Annotated in this window: 8 protein-coding genes; 2 read left to right on the top strand and 6 right to left on the bottom strand. The window is 36.6% G+C overall.

Translation table 11 applies throughout. The features are described from left to right. Positions 1-62 precede the first annotated feature (62 nt). Entirely contained in the window at positions 63-563 is a 501-nt protein-coding gene (locus ABW637_RS05925; protein ID WP_367583721.1) for a DUF456 domain-containing protein, read from the bottom strand. 217 nt (positions 564-780) lie between these two features. On the opposite strand from ABW637_RS05925, the gene ABW637_RS05920 reads away from it, so the two are divergent. Together ABW637_RS05920 and ABW637_RS05915 are read left to right on the top strand one after the other, a co-directional pair. Next, the gene (locus tag ABW637_RS05920; protein WP_367583720.1) at positions 781-1,140 is read left to right on the top strand and encodes a BlaI/MecI/CopY family transcriptional regulator; all 360 of its coding nucleotides are present in this window, start codon (positions 781-783) and stop codon (positions 1,138-1,140) included. Between the two features lie 5 nt (positions 1,141-1,145). Further along, the gene (locus ABW637_RS05915; protein ID WP_367583719.1) at positions 1,146-2,486 is read left to right on the top strand and encodes a M56 family metallopeptidase; all 1,341 of its coding nucleotides are present in this window, start codon (positions 1,146-1,148) and stop codon (positions 2,484-2,486) included. An 82-nt stretch (positions 2,487-2,568) separates the two neighbouring features. Here ABW637_RS05915 and ABW637_RS05910 read toward each other — a convergent pair whose 3' ends face one another. The 5 genes from ABW637_RS05910 to ABW637_RS05890 form a co-directional block, all read right to left on the bottom strand. Beyond that, entirely contained in the window at positions 2,569-6,471 is a 3,903-nt protein-coding gene (locus ABW637_RS05910) for a carbohydrate-binding protein (protein ID WP_367583718.1), read from the bottom strand. A 241-nt stretch (positions 6,472-6,712) separates the two neighbouring features. Next, a complete protein-coding gene (locus ABW637_RS05905; RefSeq protein WP_367583717.1) occupies positions 6,713-13,672 on the bottom strand; it encodes a PKD domain-containing protein in 6,960 nt (2,319 codons plus the stop codon). A 138-nt stretch (positions 13,673-13,810) separates the two neighbouring features. Beyond that, positions 13,811-16,213: a cellulase family glycosylhydrolase gene (locus ABW637_RS05900; protein ID WP_367583716.1), complete on the bottom strand. Its 2,403-nt coding sequence runs from the start codon at positions 16,211-16,213 to the stop codon at positions 13,811-13,813. Between the two features lie 60 nt (positions 16,214-16,273). Continuing rightward, the gene (locus ABW637_RS05895) at positions 16,274-22,912 is read right to left on the bottom strand and encodes a glycoside hydrolase family 48 protein (protein ID WP_367583715.1); all 6,639 of its coding nucleotides are present in this window, start codon (positions 22,910-22,912) and stop codon (positions 16,274-16,276) included. A gap of 122 nt (positions 22,913-23,034) precedes the next feature. Continuing rightward, complete coding sequence (locus ABW637_RS05890) at positions 23,035-25,215, bottom strand: family 16 glycosylhydrolase (RefSeq protein WP_367583714.1); 2,181 nt, start codon at positions 25,213-25,215, stop codon at positions 23,035-23,037. Positions 25,216-25,664: the final 449 nt, after the last annotated feature.

The raw sequence follows: 25,664 nt of genomic DNA, 5'->3' as shown, positions 1-25,664 counted from the left end.
TAAACTAATTTTAATTATATGTTTTACAATTACTTAGAAATCGTGCATGATACTTCGATTCTCTAAAACAACTTATCCCAATTGTCCCAAACCGTACTAACAAATAAAAATAAGAAAGCCACTGATACGATAAACTTTAGAAAAGTACCTGCTAAAAAACCAATAAATGATCCAAAGGCAGCTTTTAAAGCCTTAGATGAATCACTACTATTATTAATAATTTCGCCAATAAATGCTCCTGCAAATGGGCCAATAATAATCCCAAATGGCCCCATGAATATAAGTCCTAAGATAAGCCCTATTGAGCTGCCGACCATCCCATATGTTGTGCCTCCGAACTTTTTAGTTCCCAAAGCAGGAACTATATAATCCAATGCCCAAACCAGGATAGAAATACCTAAAGTAATTCCTAAAAAGGTCCAATCTTGCGGAATAGCATTGGTCAAATGAAGAATTAGTAATCCAATCCAGGCAGTAAATGGCCCTGGCAATACAGGCAGAAAACTCCCAATAATACCTAAAAGACAAAACAATAAACCAATTATTAATAAGGCAATATCCATGTTTTTTTATTTATATGACGATACTATTTCTGATTTGTTACGTACATATGGATTATTACTATGCCATAATTCTTAATATACAAACGCTGTTATAAGGCATAGTATATCTTTTCGATAGCAAACATACCATTTTTTTCAACTAAAAAATTAGTTTAAACTAAATATTTAGTTATATTTGCTTTCTCAAACTAAAAATTTAGTTCTTACATTCTATTCTATGAAACAACTTACTAAAGCCGAAGAAGAGGTTATGCAATTGTTATGGAAGCTCGATGAAGCAAATGTAGCTTCAATTATTGAAGAAATGCCTGACCCCAAACCAGCTTACAATACCATTTCAACAATTATTCGAATTTTAGAAAACAAAGAATTTGTGTCTCATCGCAAAGTTGGAAAAGGATACATCTACTTCCCTTTAGTAAAGAAAGAAGAATACAGCAGTCAATCTCTTAATAAGCTAATGAATAACTACTTTAATGGATCTTTTAGAAATATGGTTTCCTTTTTTGTGAAAAAGAACGATATGGATATCAAAGACCTTGAACAAATTTTAAAAGAACTAGATAACGAAAATTAATTATCATGCTCCACTACCTACTACAAACCCTGATATTTCAGGTGCTTTTTTTGGCACTTTATGATCTATTTCATAAAAAAGACACTTTTTTTTCATGGAATAGACTATACCTGCTTATCACTCCCATTTTAGCATTAATTCTTCCATTTATAAAAATAGAAGCTTTTAATACAGCTGCTTCGCAAATTTATGTTTCACGTGTAGAAGAGATCATATCAATATCCTCACAAAACCTTGCAGAAATTGGCACAACTGGGTCTGCAGACAACCCCACAAATTGGTGGTTAATACTATATCTTGTTGGAGCCGGAATAAGTCTTTTTATATTAATTCTTAAGTTTTACAAGCTTAACGTTATGAAGGCTTTTTCTTTTACATCTACTATAAAAAATAAAAAAATCGTTACGCTGCCAAATAGTACTCAAGCCTTTTCATTTTGGAATACTATTTACCTGGGTGATGGATTAAGTGAAGAAGAAAAAAAGCAAATTCTTATTCATGAAATAGTACATGTAGATCAAAAACACTCGCTAGATCAGTTATATTTTGAGCTTTTAAAAGTTATACTATGGTGGAATCCATTAATCTATATCAATCAATCCAGAGTAACCGTTTTACATGAGTATCTCGCCGATGCAGCGGTGATATCATCTATAAATAAGAAAAACTATATCCAACAATTATTGAATGCAACTTTTCAAACTCAGGAAGTTACATTCGTCAATCAATTTTTTAATCAATCCTTAATCAAAAAACGAATAATTATGTTACAAAAATCCAAATCTAAATCAATTTCAAAATTTAAGTATTTATTATTGATTCCGGCCATTACAGGAATACTAACCTATACTTCTTGTAGTAATGCATCAAATCAATCGGCTAATAATCAAACCGAAAGTTTAAAGAGTAATGAAAATATGGACATCTCTGAGCATTTAAAAAGCGGAGAACCCAAATGTCCTAATCAGAATTCTGAATACGACAGAAACCTTGACAATTATTTAAAAGTAAGCAACGGGAAAAATTCTGAAGTAATTCTTGATTTCATTTTGACAGAAACCTCTAAAAAAGTAAGAACAGTATTTATAGCTGCAAATACTACTCAATTTATTAGAAACATCCCAGAAGGCAAATACAAACTTCATATTGCTTACGGTAATGATTATGCAGAAAAAACTGTAGATGGACTATGTAAAGCTTACTTTAAAAATGAAAAACTTAAAGAAGTTGGTAACGACGTACTCGATTTTAACATAGTAAAAACAGATAGAGGTTTGAATGTACCTTCTTATAATATAACTCTTGATCTAACAGATGAAGATCTTAAAGATCATGATCATTCTTAATTTAATACATAGATATAGTTAAAATTAAAAGAGGGTTACCTGTGCTGGTAACCCTCTTTTTGGTTAATTAGTGATGATTAGATTATTCTTTGATCATTATGATTTTAGTGGTTTTTTGACCATCAAAAACATGTACTACATAATACCCAGATGGTAAATCGTTTACATCTACCAAGCTTCGATTGTCGTTTAATACCACTTCTTTTTGTAAGATTCCTATAGAATTAAAAATCCGAACTCTTGAACCTTTTGATACTCCTGATATTTTTATCCAATCAATTGCTGGGTTTGGATAGATACTAGTTTTATTAGCATCATCTTTTGTATCAATAACAGCATTATTACGCTGTACCGATGTACTGGTATACGTAATCACTAACTGAGGCGGAGTATTATTCCCATTTTCCTTAGACGCAAGAGCAAAGTCATTCCCAGAAGTCATGTTAAGTACAAGCGATAACTTATTACCTGATATTGACCCAACACCTAAATCCACTGTTTTTGTATTGCCGATGCCATAGGTAGTATTCATATTACCTAATAATACTCCTACAGAAGGCTTATTGCTGTTTGATAAGTTACTTTCTGTCCAGTTATTAGAAGTTCCTTTGTTTACATTAAGGTTACCATTGCCTGGATCAGAGTTAACTGTAAATTTCAGTTCTGCTTTGGATATTGTTCCATTTATTGAAGAAAGATCATACATTAAGTATCCAGTTCTTCTGTTCTGTTCTACTCTTACAATTTCACTATTGTAACGTGATGAACCTTGTAAATAAGCATCATGAATAGGAGATAAAACCACAGTTTGCACACTAGGTGTTGCCGATTTTATGGCAATTATTTTATCTATATTAAATAAATAACCAGATTGACCTTTATACACTAATCTTAGTGTTTTCTCTCCAGTTGTAAGTGAAACTTTTACGGTATATTTCTTATAATTATGCCACTGTCCTGTTACCGGAAGAGATACAGAACCTACCATTTTGCCTGCTTCGATAATTTCGACTTGTCCGCCTTTGCCGGCACTAGATGCATAAAACTCAAAAGTATACTCTCCGCTTGATTCTATAGTAACATTATACTCTGTATAATCTCCATTTTTAATATACCCTAGGTTTTTACCAGAAGTTCCAGGCGTATTTTCGATACGCACACTTCCTGATTTTGCCGTATAACTTTCTGCTTCAAAATTACCAGGAATATTAATAGCATCTGTTGGAGGAGGTGTATCTTCTTCTATTTTAACACTTACGCCTTGAGAAGTGGTAACTGCTCCATCGTTATCCGTTGCCTTTGCGGTTATCGTATAGTTTCCGGTAGTAGCAATAGTAGTCGTTGTTTCGTACGGAGCAACATTTTCGGTTGCTACTAAATTTCCGTTTACAAAAAATTCTACTTTGGCAATAGTACCATCACTATCTGATGCGGTAGCAGTCAATGGTATTGTGGCTCCTGGCTGGTATACTGCTCCATTGGCAGGAGAAGTCATCCCAACTTGTGGCACACTATTTTCATCCCCACAATCTACTAATACCTCAGCAGGACCTGCTCCGGTTGGTTTAGTATACGCCTTAGATAACACAAATTTATCCATCTCAAACCCATCTTCTCTCATAGAAAATGAAATGGTATGTACCCCTGCACTTGGCACATTTATGAATATCTTTTGTGCTTCACCGCAGTGATTGGCTCCAGTACGTTGTTTACTTTCCCAGGTCCATTGATTTTTACCTGCGCACCATTGCATTCTGTTTCCAGATGCTGGCCATGTTCCATCAATCCCTACATGTACTCCATTATCTTCAGATCCTGTAGAATACGCTCTTACCCAAACAAAATATTTACCTGGTGTAGTAAACTTTACTTTATAATTTACAATTGTCATTTGACCTGCAGTATTGCTAAAATTCTCTCCAGCAATTAATGGATCACCATGAGTGACTCTTGTATCGGGTAGTATTTCTAAATATCCATTGCCACTTGCGCCATTCGAATGATCTGGATCTGGATCTGGAGTGGGTGTTGATCCACTTCCATCAAGTACATACCATTTTCTTTTACCCGTTTTAGATTGACTTGCGAAATGCTCTGCTTCTACGGCAACAATACCATTTTGTTCTAAAGCAGCACATTGATCAGGTTCTCCTCCACCTCCATTATCTTTCTTCTTAATTAATGCAACCCAATCATTATTATCAGGAGCAGACAAATTACCTCCTAATGTCGTTTTAGCGGTTAAATTACCTCCAGAACGTGGATTATACCATTGCACATCATAGTTCCCATTACCTGAAGGTAAATTAAGTCCGGTTGAACCTCCATTAGGCCTGTATACCGCATATATTTCTCCTGCCTTGGCTAATACATAATCATTCCCATCAGAGGTAACCCCATCTGAAGATACCATATTGGTTACATTATTAAGTAAATAAGTATTGAAAAACTGCAGGGCCTTTGATGCATCAGAATATTTACGATCTCTTGATCTATGATTTTGAGCCGATAGATCGGTTTCACCAGTTTGGTAACCATAGTAATATTCTACACCGGTTCCACCAGCCATAAGCGTACCCCAAAGTACTTTATGTCTAACAAGCTTATCCTCCTTTCCGTCTTGATCCACACCGATATTAGCACTCCCTTGTTCATCATTGGCAACTACCCATTTCTTACCCGCATTACGAGATTTTTCTAACCACCTTTTTACATCATTGTGCACTTTATTCTTGTCTGTCTGAACAGAAGCACCTGTAAGCACCGAATTATTCCCTAAAAGTGGATTGTATCTTTGATCCTGCTGATTAGGATATGTGTGGATTACGATGTGATGATCATAAGGATCTACCTGTTTAATATAGCTTGCCGTGCTTTTAACTACATTATCTGGTAGAGTAGTTTCTTCTGAAAGGTTCCAGTTTAGGGCTAAATGATGCCCAAAACGAGCGATTAATTCACGATAATACAATTTTCTTTGTCTACCAAAACCATTGTTATCCATTATATTATCATTCTCGGTTTCCAGAGTTTTGAAATGCATAAACATTCCTTTCTTGTCTGCATATTCAAACACTTTTTCCCATTGGGCCAATTTAGACACATCAAATCTATCTTTATGCACTCCCTGGTTCCATTGTTGTCCGTCGTTATATCCATTATACGTACTTTCATTAACTTTCAATAGATGCGGAAATACATTCTCATCATCTCCATGTAAGCTTAATGTTAAGAAAGAAAAAGCATTTAATCCTTTATTAGAAAGGTATCGTACAACTCCCAATAGTTCAGTTCCTTTTCCTCCATTCCAGGTATAATTGCTTGCTTCTGAAGCCAAATAATCCTGCTGATGAGGATTCCAGGATTTACGACGATTCCCTCTATTTGGTGTAGCATCAAAATCTACATAAGCCAATGTGTTTTCAGGAGCATCTGCTCCAGCTTTTACAAACCAATTCCCATTTGGATTGTTTGGGTTAGTCCCGGTATATCGTAGGTAATGTTCTCCTACATATCGTAACATCCCTTTATTTTTGGCTCTATGATCTCTTCCTCCTTTATCAGATTCTGAGACAGAAAACGATCCTGATTTCCCATCCATAAATCCGGCACCAGATCCTCCGCCATTGATAGCCACATTAGATCCTTTTTTAAATGATGCTGTCCAACTCCAGGTTCCTGGTTGCTCTGGTGCAAAATGCACCCGCCATTTGTTACCAGAAGTACAGCTATTATTTTCTGCATTCCCACATGCAGCATAATACCCAGGGACTTTGTAACTTCTATTACTCCCTTGATGTGTAAATGTAACTTCTAGTCTAAAATCTGAAAACGGATTAGGGTTTGCCGTTTCAGAAGTACTGGGGCCATTAAAGGTCAAACTGACCTTATGCCATCTTTTTAATTCTCCTTCGGGGGTTTGGGCATTTGACACTAGCCCGAAAAGGAAAAATGCAATTAAAAAATTGAGTTTTGTAAGTTTCATAATTAAAAATTAATTCTAGTTAAACGTATATTTATGTGTTAGTAAATTCCCATTATGTATTAAATACAAGCCAACTAGGGGTAGAAAAAGAAGGTGCCGCCACCTCTTATTTATTATTTATCGGTTAATAACTATTTTTTCTGATTTAAGGCATGTCATGAATACCTTTATGATTGTTATTGCTTTCATTTTTGTGTATTTATTAGTTAGCAGGTTATACAAAACTGCTTTATTGCTATCTTTATTTATTTTTTAATATTCGTTTTATCGTAGTTTGCTCGCCTTGTTGAATTCTCAAGAAATAGATTCCAGATTCTATCTGATCCGTTGTAATTTCTAATTGCTTGATATCCTGGTACACTTCTTTCGAGAATATTATTCTACCATTGATATCAACAAGTGTAATGGTTCCATTCTTTAATGATTTAGGACTACTTACAGTTACATAACCGATAAAAGGATTAGGAAATGTTTCAATTCGAGATACACTTATGGCATCAAGAGCTTTGATATTATTCTCACATCGTGGAGGAGTAGTAATATTGCTAAAATAAATGGTAAAATCTCTATCTTTTGATACCAAAACAAAGCTATCTCCATCTTTTGCCGCAAAGTAAGAACCATCGAGATTCGCAAAACCACTTCCAGAAAATGTAACATCTGGTTGAGCCGAATTGAAACTCTGACTTGCAATACTTGCATTAAGATCTACCCACCAATTCGGTGTACCATTATTCGTATTCATTGAAAACTGCCACAATCCATTATTAGTGAGGTCCCAATTCATAGTAAAGTTGGTAACATTACTTAGATCAGGTCCTTCGGTTCCGATTACATGTATTTCCGAATATGGAACATTGGCAATTGTTGGTAGAGGATTTGCTAAAGGTGTTCCGAAATCACAACCATTTCCTCCAGGTATTGGATCATCAATTCTAATGTTCTGAGTTGTTGTATCCGAAATCCCATCAAGGTTTGACACAGTAAGGCTTACAATATATTCACCAGCAACTGTATATTCATGAGATACAACAGAACCTGAACTCATTGTAGTATCTCCAAAATCCCACGTATATGTTAATGTACTACCATCTGATATTGTTGAACCAGATCCATCAAAATTAACTATAGCTGGTGCAGTAGCAATAGTAACATCTGCTACAATATTGGCAGTAGCTACTGGCGCAGAAGGTTCTGTCACAGTTATCGTTACTATTTCTGAAATATCGGCAATTGATCCATCGCTTATCGTAAGAGTTGCCGCATAGGATCCCGCTTGAGTATACGTATGCGATGGGTTTTCTTCGTTGCTAGTTGTTCCATCACCAAAGTCCCAATTGTACGTTATAACTGCATTAGCTGGATAAATTGATGATGAAGCATCAAAACTAACCAGTAAAGGAGTATTTCCTGCAATTGGTGTAGCTATAAAGTTAGCTTCTAACACTGGTGTGGGGTTACTAACGGTAATAGTAACACTACTGGTATCTGTATTACCGTTACCATCGTTTACAGTTAGTACTGCTTCATAAGTACCTGCCCGTTGATAAGTTTGTAAAGTTGTTACTCCGGTGGCTATTTCACCATTTCCAAAGTCCCAACTGTAGGTTAACGCGTCTCCATCTGAGTCTGTAGAGCCAGAGGCATCAAAATTAACCTGAAGCGGAGCAAATCCTTGTGCAACATCAGTAGAAATACTAGCAGTTGGTTTTGCATTTGTATCAGGAATACTATCTGTAGGCTCAATTCCCCAAACTAAATTTCCTTTATAATAAAGGGTAATCAGCACATGAGGTGTTAATACTGTTTTTCCTGGATCATATGAAAAATCATTTGTTTGATTTTGAGTTTGATATCCCGAAAGATGTAACCTTGTTTGAATTATACCAGTTTTCCCGTTAGCTGATAAACTACCCGAAGCTGCTGTAAATCCAAGCTCGAGGTAATTATGCGTATTAATTGCATTGAAAGAAGTAGTAGTCCCTGATACAGCAGCGTAATCTATATTAGCAACCATAGGGATATCACTTTCGGGTGTAAACCAATATCTAATTTTAAAATCTGAAAGCGATACTGCTTGGCTAGCACCATTTACGATTTGAAAAATCGGTTTTAATTCTGCTGTTGAAGCCCCAGAACTATCATCTCTATATTCTACGCTATAAGGGCTATCTGGAAGATCGTTAAGTCGTTTATCAACGGTAAAGATTATCTCGGCAGGCTCTCCGAATAATGTACCATCAGCATTAGCCAATGCCATTTTAATAGTATGCTCACCTTCGGATAAATTAGTAACCGGAATTGGTTCTACTTTAAAAATTGATCCTGTTTCAACTCCATCTATAAAATACTTTACATGTTGACCTCCTAGAGAAATATCCCATTTTACGACTGAGAATTGGATATTAAAATCTGGTCCTACGAGCCCGCCGTTAGTAGGGGATTTAATCATTACCGTAGGATCCTGAGGTAAAGGATCATTTGTTACAATAACGGTAATGGTTTCTCCTAGGTCTGTTGGAGAATTATCACTACGCTCCATTTGCAATGTCAACTCATGAGGCCCTTCGGTTAAAGATGTAGGATCTGTAAGTACTCCACCACTAGTAACTAAACCTCTATCTTGCCCATCAATTCTAAATCTAAGCTTGTATTGTTGTGATGGTATTGACCATCCTTCAGTTTTAAATTTGATCTCTAACGGTGTGTTTACTAACTCTCCATCTAATGGGGACTCAAAAAATACATCCGGTAGAGATCCAATTGGTGTCGTTGCATCACCTCCATGGAGTGTCCATAATACAGCAGCATCAAACATCTTCAATCCTTCATCTGTTAGTAAATGCATAAACTGATCTCTGAGAGGAAAAGCAACCCTTCTTGACGGAATCGCTAGACTTGCTTCGTATCCAAATAAAATGGGTGATGTCCCAGCTTTGGCAATTACAATGGCTTCTGTTGTTGGATTTCCAAAAGGTAAACTTTGTGTTAGAGAATACAACACTGTACTTGCTCCTACGCCAGCTGCCATAGGATGGGTGGGATCTGAAACCGTGATAGTAGAAAATCCATCTTGCGTAAATCCAAATCCTGTATTTAATTCACCGACTGTTAGCCTTAATTTTCCATACATAAAAGGATTCCAGGTCATTAGAGGTACTCTGGCCGCTTCAAGATCATTTCCTAATTCTCTGGGATCTACTGTTGAGGACACCAAAACCATATCAAATGGATTTGCCGATTGCGGACTGGTTGCTTCTTCATCAGAAAACAAGGTAATCGCAAATCCTAACTTTTGTTCTAAACGTGATTTGATACGCTGATCTTCTGAAGTCAAATTATTCTTATCTCCAACTACAAACATCACCTTAATTGTATTCTTATATTTTATACTTATTTCTGGTGTAATAGATGCTGTTTTACCATTATTATAAAATACTTTAGCAGAAATGGTATATGTTTTCCAGATGATTGGTACCCATGAAGACTCGAAAGGTATAGCAGTTACTTCTTCAACTAAGGCATTATCCACATAATATTCAACCTTAGTAATACCCTCTATATTAGTTTCTACACTTAATTTTATAGGATCAGCTTTATCAATAGCTGTACCGTCTGCAGGTGATGCTATTTTTAGTATTTGCCCTGATATTGGTGCTTCTTCTGAACCATCAATTTGCTTAAGATATGCTTCTAACTGTTTCATCTGCATAGCACTTAATGTAGAAGTAACACCATGAGCATTATTGGCATTATGATTTGTAAAAACGTCTGCCAAAGTCTTAGCCGATCCATCATGCAAATAAGGTCCTGTTGCCCATACATCTTTTATTGTTGGGACATCTAGTGCAAGTAATTTTTTCCCTAAACGGCCACCACTATTTGATGTAATTGTTCCTACATCATGCATTTTTCCTGTTTGACTATCGGTAAAAGCCTCTCCACTATGACATGATGCACATTTTAAATCTGCAAATAACGATTTCCCCGCGGCACCATCTGCAGTTAAACTTCCATTTGCATTACGATATGGACTAGGATCAAATTTATTTAATGATTCGATATAGGCCGCTAAGGCATCCAAATCTGCTGATTTTCCTTTTTTAGGATCTCCCAGAGATAAGGCTGTAGTACCTTTATTAAAATCGGCATCACTCATAAATCCTTGCCCATTAAAATGGAAACGAATATCATTTTCGAAATCCTGAACCTCATCAAAATTAGCACTCCAATGTACTCTACCATGACCTGTACCTGCTCTACCTACTAAGGAAATCGTGTTTCGTAGTCCTTCTCCTCTATCTGTAAAATCCCATGTACGACCATCTTGGGTGCCATCACTATGACAACTTACACAACTAATATATCCATCGGTCCCCATTCTCAAATCTGAAGCATCATAGAATATTTGCTTTCCTTTAAGTACGACTGGACTTAATGTCTCTGTACTAACCGTCGTAATGGTTGCTATAGTTTTTAGTGTATTACTTCCTGTTTTGATCATATCTGAAGCATCAAAAACAGAGATACTACGATCCATGAAGTTTTTTACAAAAACACGATCAGTAGTTGGATCTATAGCCAAGCCTTGCGGTGCTTTACCTACATCTTTCTTTAATAGTTCTAATCCTCTTTTGGGATCGATCACAACGATTCTATTATTGCCTTGCATGGTCACAAAAAGGTAATTACCTGTTGGACTATACAATGCCGAAGATGGCTGCCCATGGTTATCTATATCTAATCTTTTGGTAAGTTCTTCTTGACTGGTTGTTAAGTTAATTGAAGAAATTGCTGTACGAACTGCATTATCAAAAGTTAATGGTTTCCCATCTCTTGCAAGTCCTCTAAGAATATTATCTTTTTTGGCTACTGACCAGGCTGATGTATTATCTGGATGAATCGTTATCCCGGCTACATAATTAGGTAACCCTCTACCTTCGTTCCCGTTATCCACCGTAAAGTCATCTAATGCAAGCAGAATTGTTGTATTAAGTGTGAACGTATTTAGATTTACTTCCCAAACTTGTCCAGCTGAATCAGGAGAAATAAATCGCGTAACCAGCAGTTTATTTCCATCACTCGTAATTGCCAATGCACGAGGTGTTGGACCAACATCCAGCGTTGTTTTTATGGTATTTGTTACCGGGGACACTTCCATTATTTGCCCTGATCCAAATGCAGATACAAATCCTCTACTCCCATCTGGTGTAAATACAATACCATATGGATTTGATCCTCTTGGTAGTACTATTTTGGTTGCTAATGAGCCATCTGTATTCAATATATATACCTCATCAGAATCCCGGCATGTTACCCATGCTTTTCCTATACTATCCAGAGCGATATTAACCGGATCTTTACCGACAGGAACTTCTTTAATAATATTTAGGTTATCTGCATTTACAAGAGTAACTGTATTGTTATCAGGGTTAACAGACCAAACGATTCTATTTGCAGAATCAACAGTTATTGGACCCGATTGAGTAGGTTTATCCGAAGGTAAAACTCCTACCACAACAATAGATTGAGAACCTACAATAAATCCTCCGTTATTATCTGAAACCTGAACTTGAACTAAGTAATTACCTGCTTCAGTATAAGTATGTGATGCTGTTTTTCCTATCCATGCGGTTTTTGGTGAACCGTCTCCAAAATCCCATCGATATGTAAGTGTATTTCCATCTGCATCAGTAGCATTTGCTGTAAAATCTATTGCAGTATTTATGGTTACAGGAGATGGAACACTTAGATCTATTCCTGTAACTTCTGGAGATTGGTTAGAAGCATCTCCTCCCGTAGTAAAATAAAAGATATATTCTTCCATTCCGTTACCTACGGCATCTTTAATTCCTCCTTCAACAAATTTAACTTCGTAAGTAGTATTAGGTAATAGTGCTTCTTTTGGAGCATAATTAATTACCTGGTATGAGGTCGTAGTTACATCTCCTTTAATAGGATTTCCTCCTAAAGGGCTAACTTGTATAGTTTTATCATTTAGCGTAAGATCGTTTAAGGTTTCGTTAATTACAAAACCTAGTGTAGTTGTTTGCGGTTGATTTATGGCTCCTGCAACAGGAAAATGATGCCCAACAGTTGGTGGTTTAGTATCCAATCCATCCTGATGTGCAAAGATTGAAGTTTTATCATCTCCACTTGCTACGAGAATATGCCCAATTGGCATCCATTGGTTATCTATAAATTGAAGTGTTTCATCACTCGATGGAGGAAAGAATTCTTGTTCGATCTCCATTTTTTCAAAATTAAATTTTACTCCTCTATCAAATCTTCCTGAGAAACCGTATTCATCCTGAAAAATCATATAACGCCCTAAAGTAATTTGATCAGAGTGTAAACTGAAGCCTCTTTTCACATGGGTAGGATCACTAATATCAAATCCAACCAAAGCATCTGGACCTTGATTACCACTCATAAATACGAGGTAATTTCTCCATAATTGGATCCCTGTACTGTATTGTTCATGTGGGATGTCGCCTCCAAAAGATCCTAGAAACTTAATATTATTAGGGTCTCCAAAATCAAAAACACTTATATCTCCTGTTTGTGGAGCATAAAAAACATAATTACCTACACGCACTACCACATCTGGTAAAGAAACCGTAGCAGGGATATCATCTACCTGTACTCCAGTTCTCATGTCAAAAACCCTGCTTCCATCTATAGTATGCGGGAATGTTTCGAGGTTATCAAAATTTGATTGACCGTCTTTTACTGTAAATAATATATCTGAAGAAGTTACCGGTTTTCTATCCAGCATATTAGAAAGATCAAGATATTTATACCCGGTTCCTTGTACTTCTGGTACAGAGTATTCTCTATAAAAGAGATCTCCTCCTAGTTTCCACCATCGGTGACCATTATTAGCAGCCTCACTAAACTGTACTCTTTTTGGTGCTGTAGGGTTTGAAAAATCCCAAACACTTGTTCCTGCCTGACCATTCATAAAAAAATAATTACGGTGGTAGGTACTAATTCTATCTCCTTCTGGGAAATTAGCCAGAAATGTTCCTGCGGGCCAGGTTTGTGTGGTCATTTGAGGGCCAGCGGTTCCATCATAAATTTGAGTAACTGATTTTACTACGAGTCCTAAAGAAATAAAAGTAGCAATTGCATATAATATCAAAAGATTATTTCTTTTAATATAAGCACGCCAACATTTCTTGTTATGTGTTGGTTCCATTATAAGTGATGAGTTTGTGTTTATGTTTACTTTTCTTTTTTTTAAAGAAAATGTGAGTTCATAAATTATGGGATGAAAAAGAAGGAAGCTAGTATACAAAAGCCATAGATTCCTTCATATATCAATATGTTTATAAGATTATTTTTTTATAATTTGTTTTGTTTCAGTTTTTTTATTTTGATATAATTTCACAAAATATAGCCCCGATATAAGATCCGAAGTATTAAGTTCTATTTGCTTTACTTTAGATTGAACATTAACGGTTCTTAGTACTCTTCCGGTTATATCAACTAAATTGATTCTTGCTCCGTTAAGAAGGTTTTTTCCACTAATCACTAATTTGTCTTGAACTGGATTTGGAAATGTTTTTACGCTCAAACCAGTTAACGATGACTGTCCTTGTGGTAATCCTTCGCAAGTAGGAGCTGTAGTATTATTACTGAAATAAATAGTAAAACCGCCAGTTACAGAAACTAACGCAAAATTACCTCCGTCTTGCGTAGCATAATAAGATCCATCTAGGTTAGGAAATCCTGTTCCTGAAAGTGTAATACCTGGTTGTGCCGTATTAAAGTTTTGACTAGTGATATTAGTTAGTAGATTATTCCACCAACTTGGAGTACCATTATTAGTATTCATAGAGAATTGCCATAATCCATTATTCTCTAAATCCCAATTAATTGTAAAGTTGGTTACATTACTTAAATCTGGTCCTCCTGTTCCTAAAACATGAATTTGAGTATAAGGAACATTAGCTATAGTTGGTAATGGAGTTGCCAAAGGCGCTCCAAAACTACAATCACCTCCTCCTGTAGTTGGCTCTGTAATTGTGATTATCTGCGTTGCAGTATCAGAAATTCCATCAGTATTTGAAGCCGTTAACGTAACTGTATAATCCCCTGCAATTGTATACTCATGCCCAATGGTAACTCCTTCTCCGGAAGAACCGTCTCCAAAACCCCATGTATATGTCAATGCACTTCCGTCTGATATTGTAGAACCTGAAGCATCAAAGTTTATTGTTGCCGGCGCGACAGCAGTCGTAACATCTGCATTAATATTTGCGGTGACTATTACTGTAGTATTAGGATCATTAACCGTTACACTTATTGTCTCTGAATCATTTAATTGACCGTCACTTACGGTTAGTGTTACCTGATATGTTCCTTGCTGGTTAAATAGGTGTGATATTGCACTTCCAGTGGCAGAGGTATTATCTCCAAAATCCCATGCATATGTTAATGTATCGCCATCTGGGTCAGAAGACATTGATGCATCAAACTGAACAGTTAGAGGAGCATCTCCAGTTGTTATATCTGTCCCAAATCTGGCTACCGGAGGAAGATTTGCAGTACCGCCAACAACATTAGGGATTAATGGAGCAAAATGTGGTTTTAACACATCCATTTTCCATTGATTTACAGATGACCAATCATCTTGTAAAATACCTCCTGTATCACCAGAATTAGGATTCATACTCCAAAATGTCCAGGAATAAATATCTCCCATGAACCCCGTAAATTCGGTAAACCATGTAAATGCTATACCTCCAAAGGCATCTTGGTTTTTGATTCCGAATTCTCCTATAAATAGTGGAGACGTTCCCTCTTCATATAAATAGTGAAAATTATCTTTCCATATTCCTGGCATATTTTGTGGAAAATTAGCAGCAGTAAACCAATCCTGTGGCGCCACTTCTGGTCCATACTCATGTGCAGAATACATCAATTTACTTGGGTCAGACAATTGAATAGGATATTTCTTTGCTCCCATGAGTTGTCCTCCCCACCAATATGAATTTCCTTCGAACTCTCCAACACCTTCTACAATAATCAAAACATTAGGATTTGCTTGTAGAACAGCATTACCACAACGTTCTGCAGCTTTGTTCCAATCGGTAGCAGGGTTACTATTACCCCAGGATGATCCGTGAGGTTCATTATTAAGATCCATACCTACTACAGCAGAAAAAGCTTTGTATCGATCGGCCATAAAAACCCAGTCATTAATCCATCTTTCTTCAGAATATTCTGCAGTGTACCAGAACTTTTCATTTAAAAAACCATCAGCGGCTCTAGAATGATTATCTAGAACTATTTTAATATCATTATCCTGGCACCATCGCACCAAAATATCCATTAATTCGATGGGTTTAGTAACTTTAGCTTCTTCTTCATTCATGGGAGACACTCCTGTGTATGAATCTGTACCGTAAGAGTTAATTTTAATTGTTTTACCTGGATCTAACATTTCATTACACCAAGGGACACGTATTGTATTAAATCCTAGATCTTTGATTTGTTGTAATACACTTTTCATATCACGAGACCATATCCCATGAGGAAAATATGTTTGTGTTTCGAACCCAAACCAGTTAACACCGGTTAGGCGTACTTCTTTTCCTTGAACATCGAATAATTTATTTCCTTGAACAGTTAAGAAATTCTGTTGTTGCGCAGATATTTTGGTAACAAAACTAAAAACCAATAGTGTCACTAATAACGTAAATGACCGCTTTATGTTTGTGATTGTATTTTTCATCTCATTCTTATAAGTTAAAAGAGAGAGGTAAAAAACCTCTCTCTTTTGTTTATTAAAAAACTATCTATTTACTATTACTTTTCTTCTCAATATTTCATTTGTAGTTGTATTCAGGATTTCCAAAACATAGATTCCTGAGGGTAAACCTTCTACAGAAACACGAGCTTGCATCTGCTGACTATTTCTTAAATTTTTAGATCTAACCACATTACCTGTTAAATCCATTAATCGCATTCTAATCTGAGTAATTTTAGTACTACTCTTTTTATTGTTCTTAGCAGATATATTAATAAAGCTTGTTGCAGGGTTAGGACTTACTAACGCATCAAATTGAGGTTGTGCTATAGCAGTAGTTGCAGTAGTATTTCCAAAGAAGAAACCATATTCTGCATTAGCTAAAGCTACTTCGATCTGTGCCCAACTTCTGTGGTAACGTTGTGTGAAATCCTGTCCAGAATTATACGCTGCCTCAAGTCTGGCAAAATCTGGGTCCTCTTTATACTTAGAGCGAATGTCTAAAAATGACACTCCCGGTTGTATTAGATCTCCATTAGACATTGTACCTGTAAAACCTTGTGGGATATGTACTTCTTCTTCAAAGATTCTTTTAAAATCTCCTCTAACTTCGGGAGATGACACCCCTTTTTCATCTCTGTATGTAACCCACATTCTGTCTAACACTTCTTTAGCTAAGTCACGTGCTGCAACATCTAGTGTAGCATGCTTCTCGGTTGCTGCTGCGTAGTAAATAAGTGCCTTTGCCATAGAAGCAGCAACACCCAAATCCTGACTATAATTCACAACTCTTACGCTAAGATCGTTATTACTTCCTGGGTTAGCAGGGTTCCAGGTATCTGGCTCACCAGACCATTCTAATGTGGCAGGAATTTCGAAATCATCAGCTCCTATAAGCCTTACTTCACTTTTTACCCAATCAGTCCATTTATCCATAAGATTTTTGGCCATTGGGTCATTGGTAATATAGTAGTATTCGGCTACCCTTTCCATAGACCAGGCTTGCCATCCAAACCATGTTCCACTTCCTGGATCGTGATATACAGGATCCGTATCAAATGCCATATCATAGAATGTAGATTTACCTGCAGGATATGCACTATAATCGCCATTCCAGCTATTGGTAGCACCACCAGCAATAGCCCCTTCTTTAGACTGTAGCCAAGTATAGAATTCCATTTGTCTTTTTAGACTTTCGGCCCAATCTCTTTCTCCATTTTGAGATTTTGGTTTTAATTCATTCACCTGTGTAAGGGCGTATGCTGCAACTGGATTTTGGTATCCAAAGTGACAGTGACTAGAACTTATTCTAAATGCCCACGGAGAAGCAGTATCTGCAGATCCACCCCAAGACATATACCATGACATTAAATAATGTGCACTGTCATATCCTGTTCCTGCTCCACTAGTCGAACTTTGTACTCCAAGTGGTTTAAAGTATTTATCAAACATTGAGAGTCTTAAGAAATCTCCCATTTTAGATGCTTTGTCTAGATCCAAGCTTCCTAAACTAGCGCCTTGTTCTTTTGCATATACTTGCGCCCAATACATTGCCTGTACTGCTCTTGCATCTGCATCAGGAGCACTAGTATACCTCCATTGTTTAGCATAACTCTGATCTTCAATAAAGATGGGTAAAAATCCATTTGTTCCTCCCCAGTTAAAGCTTTCCCATGATGGGTGTGGTACTGTTTCAAATACAGATTCTTGTTCTCCTCTTTGGAATGTATTAATATATGAAGGTGTACTTACACCATCTCCTCTATTTCCGTATCCGTAGAAATTATCATTATCTAACAGCCAGTGCATCTGATAGATATCAGGACCATACGTTGCTGTTAAATCCGGTGAAATTGGATCTGAACCTACCGGAGCACTAAAATTAAGAGGTGCCGGATAGTTACTTGGTAACGGAAACTCACTAGCATATGCTGCCGGCGAAGCTGGATTATACGCCGCATTTGTTGGTTGATCTGCTTTTGTAGGAATGATAAATTGTTCTATCTTATTCCATACATCATTTAATGGTTTCCAATCTTTGGTAATTCGACCATTCATTACTTCAAGCCATAACCAGTATGAATATAACTCACTTGTTGACTCGTGTCCATGATCTGGTGCTTCTACAATTAGCGATTCTATTGAATGGTGTGGAGATCCATCTGCACTAAAATACCCATTGGCAGGATCATAGAACTCATTTCTAATCTCAATAAAACGATCGATATATTCATTTTCTCCTGTTGGTGGATTAATTATAATGTCTCCATCTATTGCTTTAATTGTTACTTTAGCTTGATCTTCTCCTCCATTTCCGTCTGTTACAGTTAAAGTAACTTCATATTCACCAATAGCGGTATAGGTATTCTCTGGAGTAACGCCACTACCTGTAGTATTATCTCCAAAATCCCAACTATAAGTGAGTGTATCCCCGTCTGCATCTGTAGACGCAGAGGCATCAAAAGTTACTACTAATGGAGCTTCTCCAGAAGCTGGAGTTGCAGAAATATTTGCAACAGGATTTGTATTGGCTGGTCCTCCGCAATCAGGAGCATTGGTTAACGTACTAAAATAGATTGTAAACCCACCCGTCTTTGATACCAAAACAAAATTATCACTGTCGATAGTTACCCAATAAGAACCATCTAAACCTGTGAATCCTGATCCTGTGATTGTTATTTCGGGTTGAGTGCTATTAAAATTCTGAGTAATTTTTGGCAATAAATCAACATACCAATTAGGGGCACCGTTGTTTGTATTCATCGAGAACTGATATAATCCATTATTAGTCAGGTCCCAATTAATTGTAAATATCGTTACATTATCCAGGCTTGGTCCTCCGTTTCCTAAAACATGAATGTTTTCGAATGCTGAATTAATAGCAGGTAATGCTGTTGCTATTGGCGTATTAAAAGTACAATCTCCTCCGGTTGAAACAGGATTTCTTACTACTTCAATACTATTTGAAAGATCAAAATCTCCTGATAAGCCAGAAATACTTCCTTCGGCTACAAGACCAGTAATTGTTCCATTATAACTCACACTATAAATAAAACAGCTTCCTACTCCGGCTCCATCAAAATCAACTGCTTCTGGTGTAGTTGGTAATCCCAAAATTTTACCCTGAGCATCGGTGATGATCCACTGACTTGTTTCACCTATATTACCGGTAATTGTTACTCCTGAAACATTATCTGCAATACCATCACCTACGGTAAATACAAATGGGCCTCCTGCAATCACACCTCCATCAACAGTTGGAGTTGTTATAACAGGATTTCTTACTACTTCAATACTATTAGAAAGATCAAATGTTCCTGACAAACCAGAAATATTTTCATTAGCTGCAAGACCAGCAATTACTCCATCGTAACTTACATTATAAATAAAACAGCTTCCTACTCCGGCTCCATCAAAATCTACTGCTTCTGGTGTAGCTGGTAATCCCAGAATTTTACCCTGAGCATCGGTGATGATCCACTGACTTGTTTCACCTATATTACCGGTAATTGTTACTCCTGAAACATTATCTGCAATACCATCGCCTACGGTAAATACAAATGGACCTCCTGCAATTGTACCTCCATTTACAGAAGGAGTTGTTACACCACAATCAGGAGCTGTAGCAGTACTACTAAAATAGATGGTAAAACCTCCGGTTTGAGATACCAATACAAAATTACCGTTATCTACGGTCGCCCAATAAGTTCCATCTAAACCAGTAAATCCAGATCCTGTAATTGTAATTGCAGGTTCTGTGGCATTAAAGTTTTGTGTAACTTTAGGTAAGAAGTCATTCCACCAACTAGGAATACCATTATTAGTATTCATTGAGAATTGATACAGTCCATTATTGGTTAAATCCCAATTGATATTAAAATTGGTAACATTATCCAGGTTTGGACCACCATCTCCTAATACAAAAATATTGGTGAATTCTGAGTTTATTGACGGTAAGGCATCTGCTGTTGGAGTTCCGAAAGCACAACTTACGCTACCATCTGTAGCTGTTATAATCGTTGTTTCTGAACTACTTCCAACTGAATTGGTAACCGTAAGAGTAACAGTATATGTTCCTACTTGAGTGAAAGAAGTAGAAGCGGTAACTCCTGTAGCTGTTAATCCATTTCCGAAATCCCAAGAATAAGATAAAGTACCTCCTGTTGGGTCTGTAGAAGCTGACGCATCAAAAGAAACATCAAAAGGAATGATTCCAGAATCAGTACTAGCAGTAAAACTTGCCACTGGACTTCCATCGGTAACATTAATTATTGTTGTTTTTGTTCCTGTTTTACTTCCGTCACTAACTGTTAATGTTGCAGTAAATTCACCAACTGTAGCATATTGATGATCTACAGTTACTCCCACACCTGTTGTTCCGTCTCCGAAGTCCCAAGTATAAGTAAGTGTATCTCCGTTCTCATCTGAAGATGTTGATCCATCAAAACTAACTGTTACAGGAGCAATTCCGGTTGTTGGGGTAGCTGTAAAATTTGCAATAGGTGCAACATTTCCATCGATCACCGTAATAGTTTTGTTAACCTCGGTCGATAGGTTTTGTCCGTCACTTACAGTAAGAGTTACCAGATAAGATCCAATTGCAGAATATGTAATCACAGCATCGGCTGTTGATGCTGTTTCGCCATTTCCAAAATTCCAATTATAGGACAATGCATCTCCATTTGGATCTGAGGATGCCGATGCATCAAACTGCACATCTAATGGTGCAATTCCAGATTCTGGAGTCGCTGTAAATGAGGCTGTCGGAGTATTTCCTCCGTCTGGTTCTTTACCAAATACCAATACTCCATTATCATATACTGGAATGTTAATACTTTCTACAGCGCCATTACTTAATCCTTGTGCTGACCAATCATTAGTAGTATCATAAGGTACTCCATTAGCTACTCTAATATTGATCTGTGTCTCGGTTCTAAATGCAGGATCACCTATTGGCTCAATTGAAGGGAGGTTCGTAACTTCAGCATAGTATACACTTCCTCCTGCGGGTTTAATTGCCATTGTAGCACCACCTCCTATACCATTAAGTGAAATATCATAATCGGCAATAGTTTTTCCATCAGCAATACCCTCGGCTATATCAAAATAATATCGATAACTCAATTTATCGGTTACTCTAGCCGGCCAAGCAGTCCTGTTTTGTACATTTATGCTAATAGTAGTTCCGAAAGCATTATTACTATTAAATTTTGAGAACGAACGAATTTCGGCTCTTGAAGGAACTTCAGGGACTGGGAAATTAGCAAGTGGATTTCCTCCAAACTTACCATACATTCTAGCCAGAACTCCGGTAATACAAGCATTATAATCACAAGCTACTTCATTAGCAATAAACTCTCCTCGATCATCTTCAAAATTATCATTTCCAGGTTCCTTAGGACCTCCTACAACTGCTCCATACAGGATATGACTAGCTGCAGTTGGAGGACCACTATCACTGTTAGTCCAGTTACCACTATTACCTCTATGGTGTGGATCATTAGCAGGATTATTTCCAAAACCATTCATAAAACTTCTATTAATTGGATTATCTCCTAATGCATAGTCTACCATTCTTTTTGCAAAACCAGTATATCTAGCTTGTTTAACTGGATCTGTAGTCACTTTATCTGCATAAATAAGTGCTAATAAAGATTGATTTGAAGAATATCTAATGGTTCCCCATGGACGTAAATGCGGAAGACCTCCTGGTGTTGTAGGAACTGATTCTCCATTTACATTATGAGCAAAGTAATCCAGATTGCGCTCAATATCCTGTACATATCTATCTTTTCCTGTAATTTGCGCCAATAATAGATAACACCCATACGCTTTATCATCCCAGGAAAAAGCTTCTTTATATTTAGAAGTTGCACTCTGACCTTCTTTCTGCAAATTATCATATTCTGCTTCTGCCTTTGTTAGGTACTGCGGATCATTTGTTGCTTTATACATCCAAATCGCTCCCCAAACAATCTCATCATTATAGCTACTAAAAGATCTATAGAAACCAGCTGCATCGGTAATAGAATTAGAATATTCATCTCTAAATTGATCTGCAAAATCATATAATTCTTTTGCATGTGAAACCAAGATTGCGCTATATGCAGGATCATCATCTTTTAACAGAATACTAACCGCTGCCATGGCTGCTGCAGTTTCTGCAGCTAGGTCCGATCCAGGGTTTGCCTCATCTATTTTGTAAGAAGGACGTTCTCTGGGATATACCTCTGGAGAACCCCACCATCCATGATCTATTCCTCCATTACCAACTTGGCCCCATAATTCATTTGGTGCTGTATGGCATTTTATAAAGTAATCGGTGACAAATCGAAGGTTTCTTTTAAGAATCTCTAATTGCCCACTGTTTCGATAAGCATCTTCAAATTCAATACCCCCCCAAGCTAAGGCTGTTACACTGAACGCCATGGGGAAATTAAATTTAACGTGATCTCCGGCATCAAACCAACCTCCATTAAGGTCTAGCCCAACATCGGATCCATCTTCTGTGGTAGCATCTCCTCTCCAACTTACTCTATTCCAATCTGGCAACTTACCTGACTGCTGAACTTCGTAGAAAAAAAGCGATTTTTGTAGCGCTTCTCCATAATTAAACTGTGCACTTAGATTTGCCCAGCATAAATACAGTAATAGTACTGTGGTTAATTTCATAATGTTTTTCATGATATGCGTGGTTTTAATTTAGTTTCATTGAAATTATTTGGATTTTTTTGAATTTTAGGGTGTCTGTCAGGCACTAACAAACTCAATAACTATGATTGCCGTTCAGACACCCATCTCCATCCTTATTCTATTACAAACTTTGTTCTTATTCCTTTTTCGGTATGTAAAAAATAGATTCCACTTGGTAGTTCATCTATTTGTAAAGAATTACCGTTTAATTTTGCTGTGATTACTACCTTCCCATAAAAATCTAACACCTTCACTCTAGTATTTGATTGTACACCTTGAACACGAATTACTTCGGAGGCAGGATTTGGATATAGATCAATTTTGTTTTCTTTGGAAGCTTCAGTAGTTACACTTCGACTACCAGATGATAGTGTTATATTCCATTTTTGATTATTGTTATTAGTACTATATCCCCATGTATGCACATTGGCATTAATTGCCCCAGCTGCTCTATCCAAAGCTACATTCTGACAATGCACAGGTTTAAAGGAATATACATTCCCATTCTTTATAACTTTCCACTTTTGATGATTACCACCGGCACTTGTATAGGTCGCCACATTATTACCGTTACCGCATTGGGCATAAGGCACTTCTAAAAACCTATTAGTTCCTTTATTTTTTATAGTATACAGATTATCTCCTAGGTGGGTAAAAATCCAACGTTGATCATCATAACTTCCAGGATCATGCATTCTGGCACTATGATTCTCTAAACCTCTGGATAAAAGTCGTTGATCATTTTGACTAGAAGTAATAAAATAAGTGCCATTGGTAATTAATTGCTCTGTAGAAGGAGGAGTTATCACTTCTACAATAGTTACATTGGTAATCGCATCTGTATCCAAAGCTTGTTGCCAATTGGTTCCTATAGGACGAATATGGGATTTATAAGCATATCCATTTCCTGCAGTAGGAAGGGAAGGTAAACTTACAGTGATTGATTTAATACCAGAGCCTTCACTAACCCGTTCTACTTTGCTAGCTATCCATGTATTGTTTTTCCAAAAGCTTACTAGAATTTCACGATCAACAGATGCAGAATATTGCATATTAAAAGTGTACGATCTTGCTGGATTTATTGTAGTTGAAGGGTTTTTAAAAGTTATTTCATCATTGAATATCGTAGCATCTTCTACAACAACATTATCGATCTGATCTCTATCAATAGCTTCTCTCCAAGTCGTACCCATGGGTCTAATATGTGTCTTATACATATATCCAGGTCCTGTAGTAGGTAAAGCTGGTAAAGTAACTGTAATCGACTTTGTACCCTTTCCTTTGACCACTATTTCCTTTTGCTGTGCAATCCAACTGGTAGCAGACCAAAATTCTACAACTATTTCTCTATTATCTGATGCTTCATAATCAATATTGAAGGTATAACTGGTTTGAGGAGCAATAGTAGTTGGAGCATTTTTAAATCCTACTTTGTCTACTCCTCCATTTCCATTATCATCGACCAATTTATATGACCGTACCCAATCGTAATATGTGGTACGATTAGCAGCAGAATCGTTCATCCCGTCTTGTCCTGCTTTTGGTGGATTCCAATCATATGTTTCTACTACCATACGTAGATACATTGGCAAATCAAAATCTGCTGGAGGGGTAATTGTATTTACAAGTTTTCCGTCTAAATAAAATAGTACTTCGTTTTTATTTTTCCACCATACGCCATAGGTATGATAGCCCTGCCAGGATTGACGGCCAAGTTCTGCTTTGCCCCCTTTTTGTCCGACCGGTGTACTGTTACAATTGGTATTTCTACTATGTGTATTCGAATTCATACTTTTGATCATCGTATTAATCCAATTAGCATTACCAGAATTAACCCCAACGGTTTCAGTAATATCCAATTCTGTTGTTCTTATATCACAGCCAGAACCTTCATTTTTTTTATTAATAAGCCAAAAAGTTGAAGACATAAAAGTTTTATTAGCTTTCATTCGTGCTTCATAGTAACCATATAGATTTTTTATTTTTGATCTTACCAGTCCTCCATTATGAGTCCATCCATTGGATGGGTTTGATTTTTTAGAGGCTGAAATTTTAAGGTTCCCACCTGAAACAGATACCGATGATTCTTCAAACCTAGCGGGTCGTCTACCTTCCCATTGAGGAGAATTTATTGCCCATTTGGCAGTATTAAGAGAGGTTCCATTAAATTCATCTGAAAGTTCATTTATTTTTTCCCATTTTTTACCATTCGGAGGAGTTGGGGTTTGAGCATTTAAATAGGTTATTGCGACACAAAAAATCAGTATCGAAAATAGATTTTTCATACAATTCATGATAGGGTTATTTTTGATTTATTGGTAATTAATTTTACAACGGATTAAGATCCCCTGAGTTTTCAGGCAATCAAAATTGAGCATCCTTTAGTAACATAGAGTGACTATGTCAGATACACATACGATAAATACAAGACGATTGAAAATTTGTTAATCGAAGAGTTCTGGGCAATGAAGTATGCCTAAGTAGTAATGTTTTCATAATTGAGTTTGCGTTAGTTTGTGTAAAGCCGATTTTTGACGATCAAATCAAAAAATCATATATTTTATTTATTCATATAGATTATTATTAAAATTTTAGCGTTAACTATATCAATAAAGTTCATGTATTAAAACGAGTAAATCTGCTTTTATCAAGGGTACATTAGGTGTACATTGGATAAAAAAAGAATACAAACAGCGTACTATTTTTTATTTTAAACCTTAGCATAAAATAATACTAACTAACC

It is taken from the genome of Aquimarina penaris, from assembly GCF_040786285.1.
Lineage (GTDB): Bacteria > Bacteroidota > Bacteroidia > Flavobacteriales > Flavobacteriaceae > Aquimarina.
This window is presented reverse-complemented; position numbering and strand designations above follow the sequence as displayed.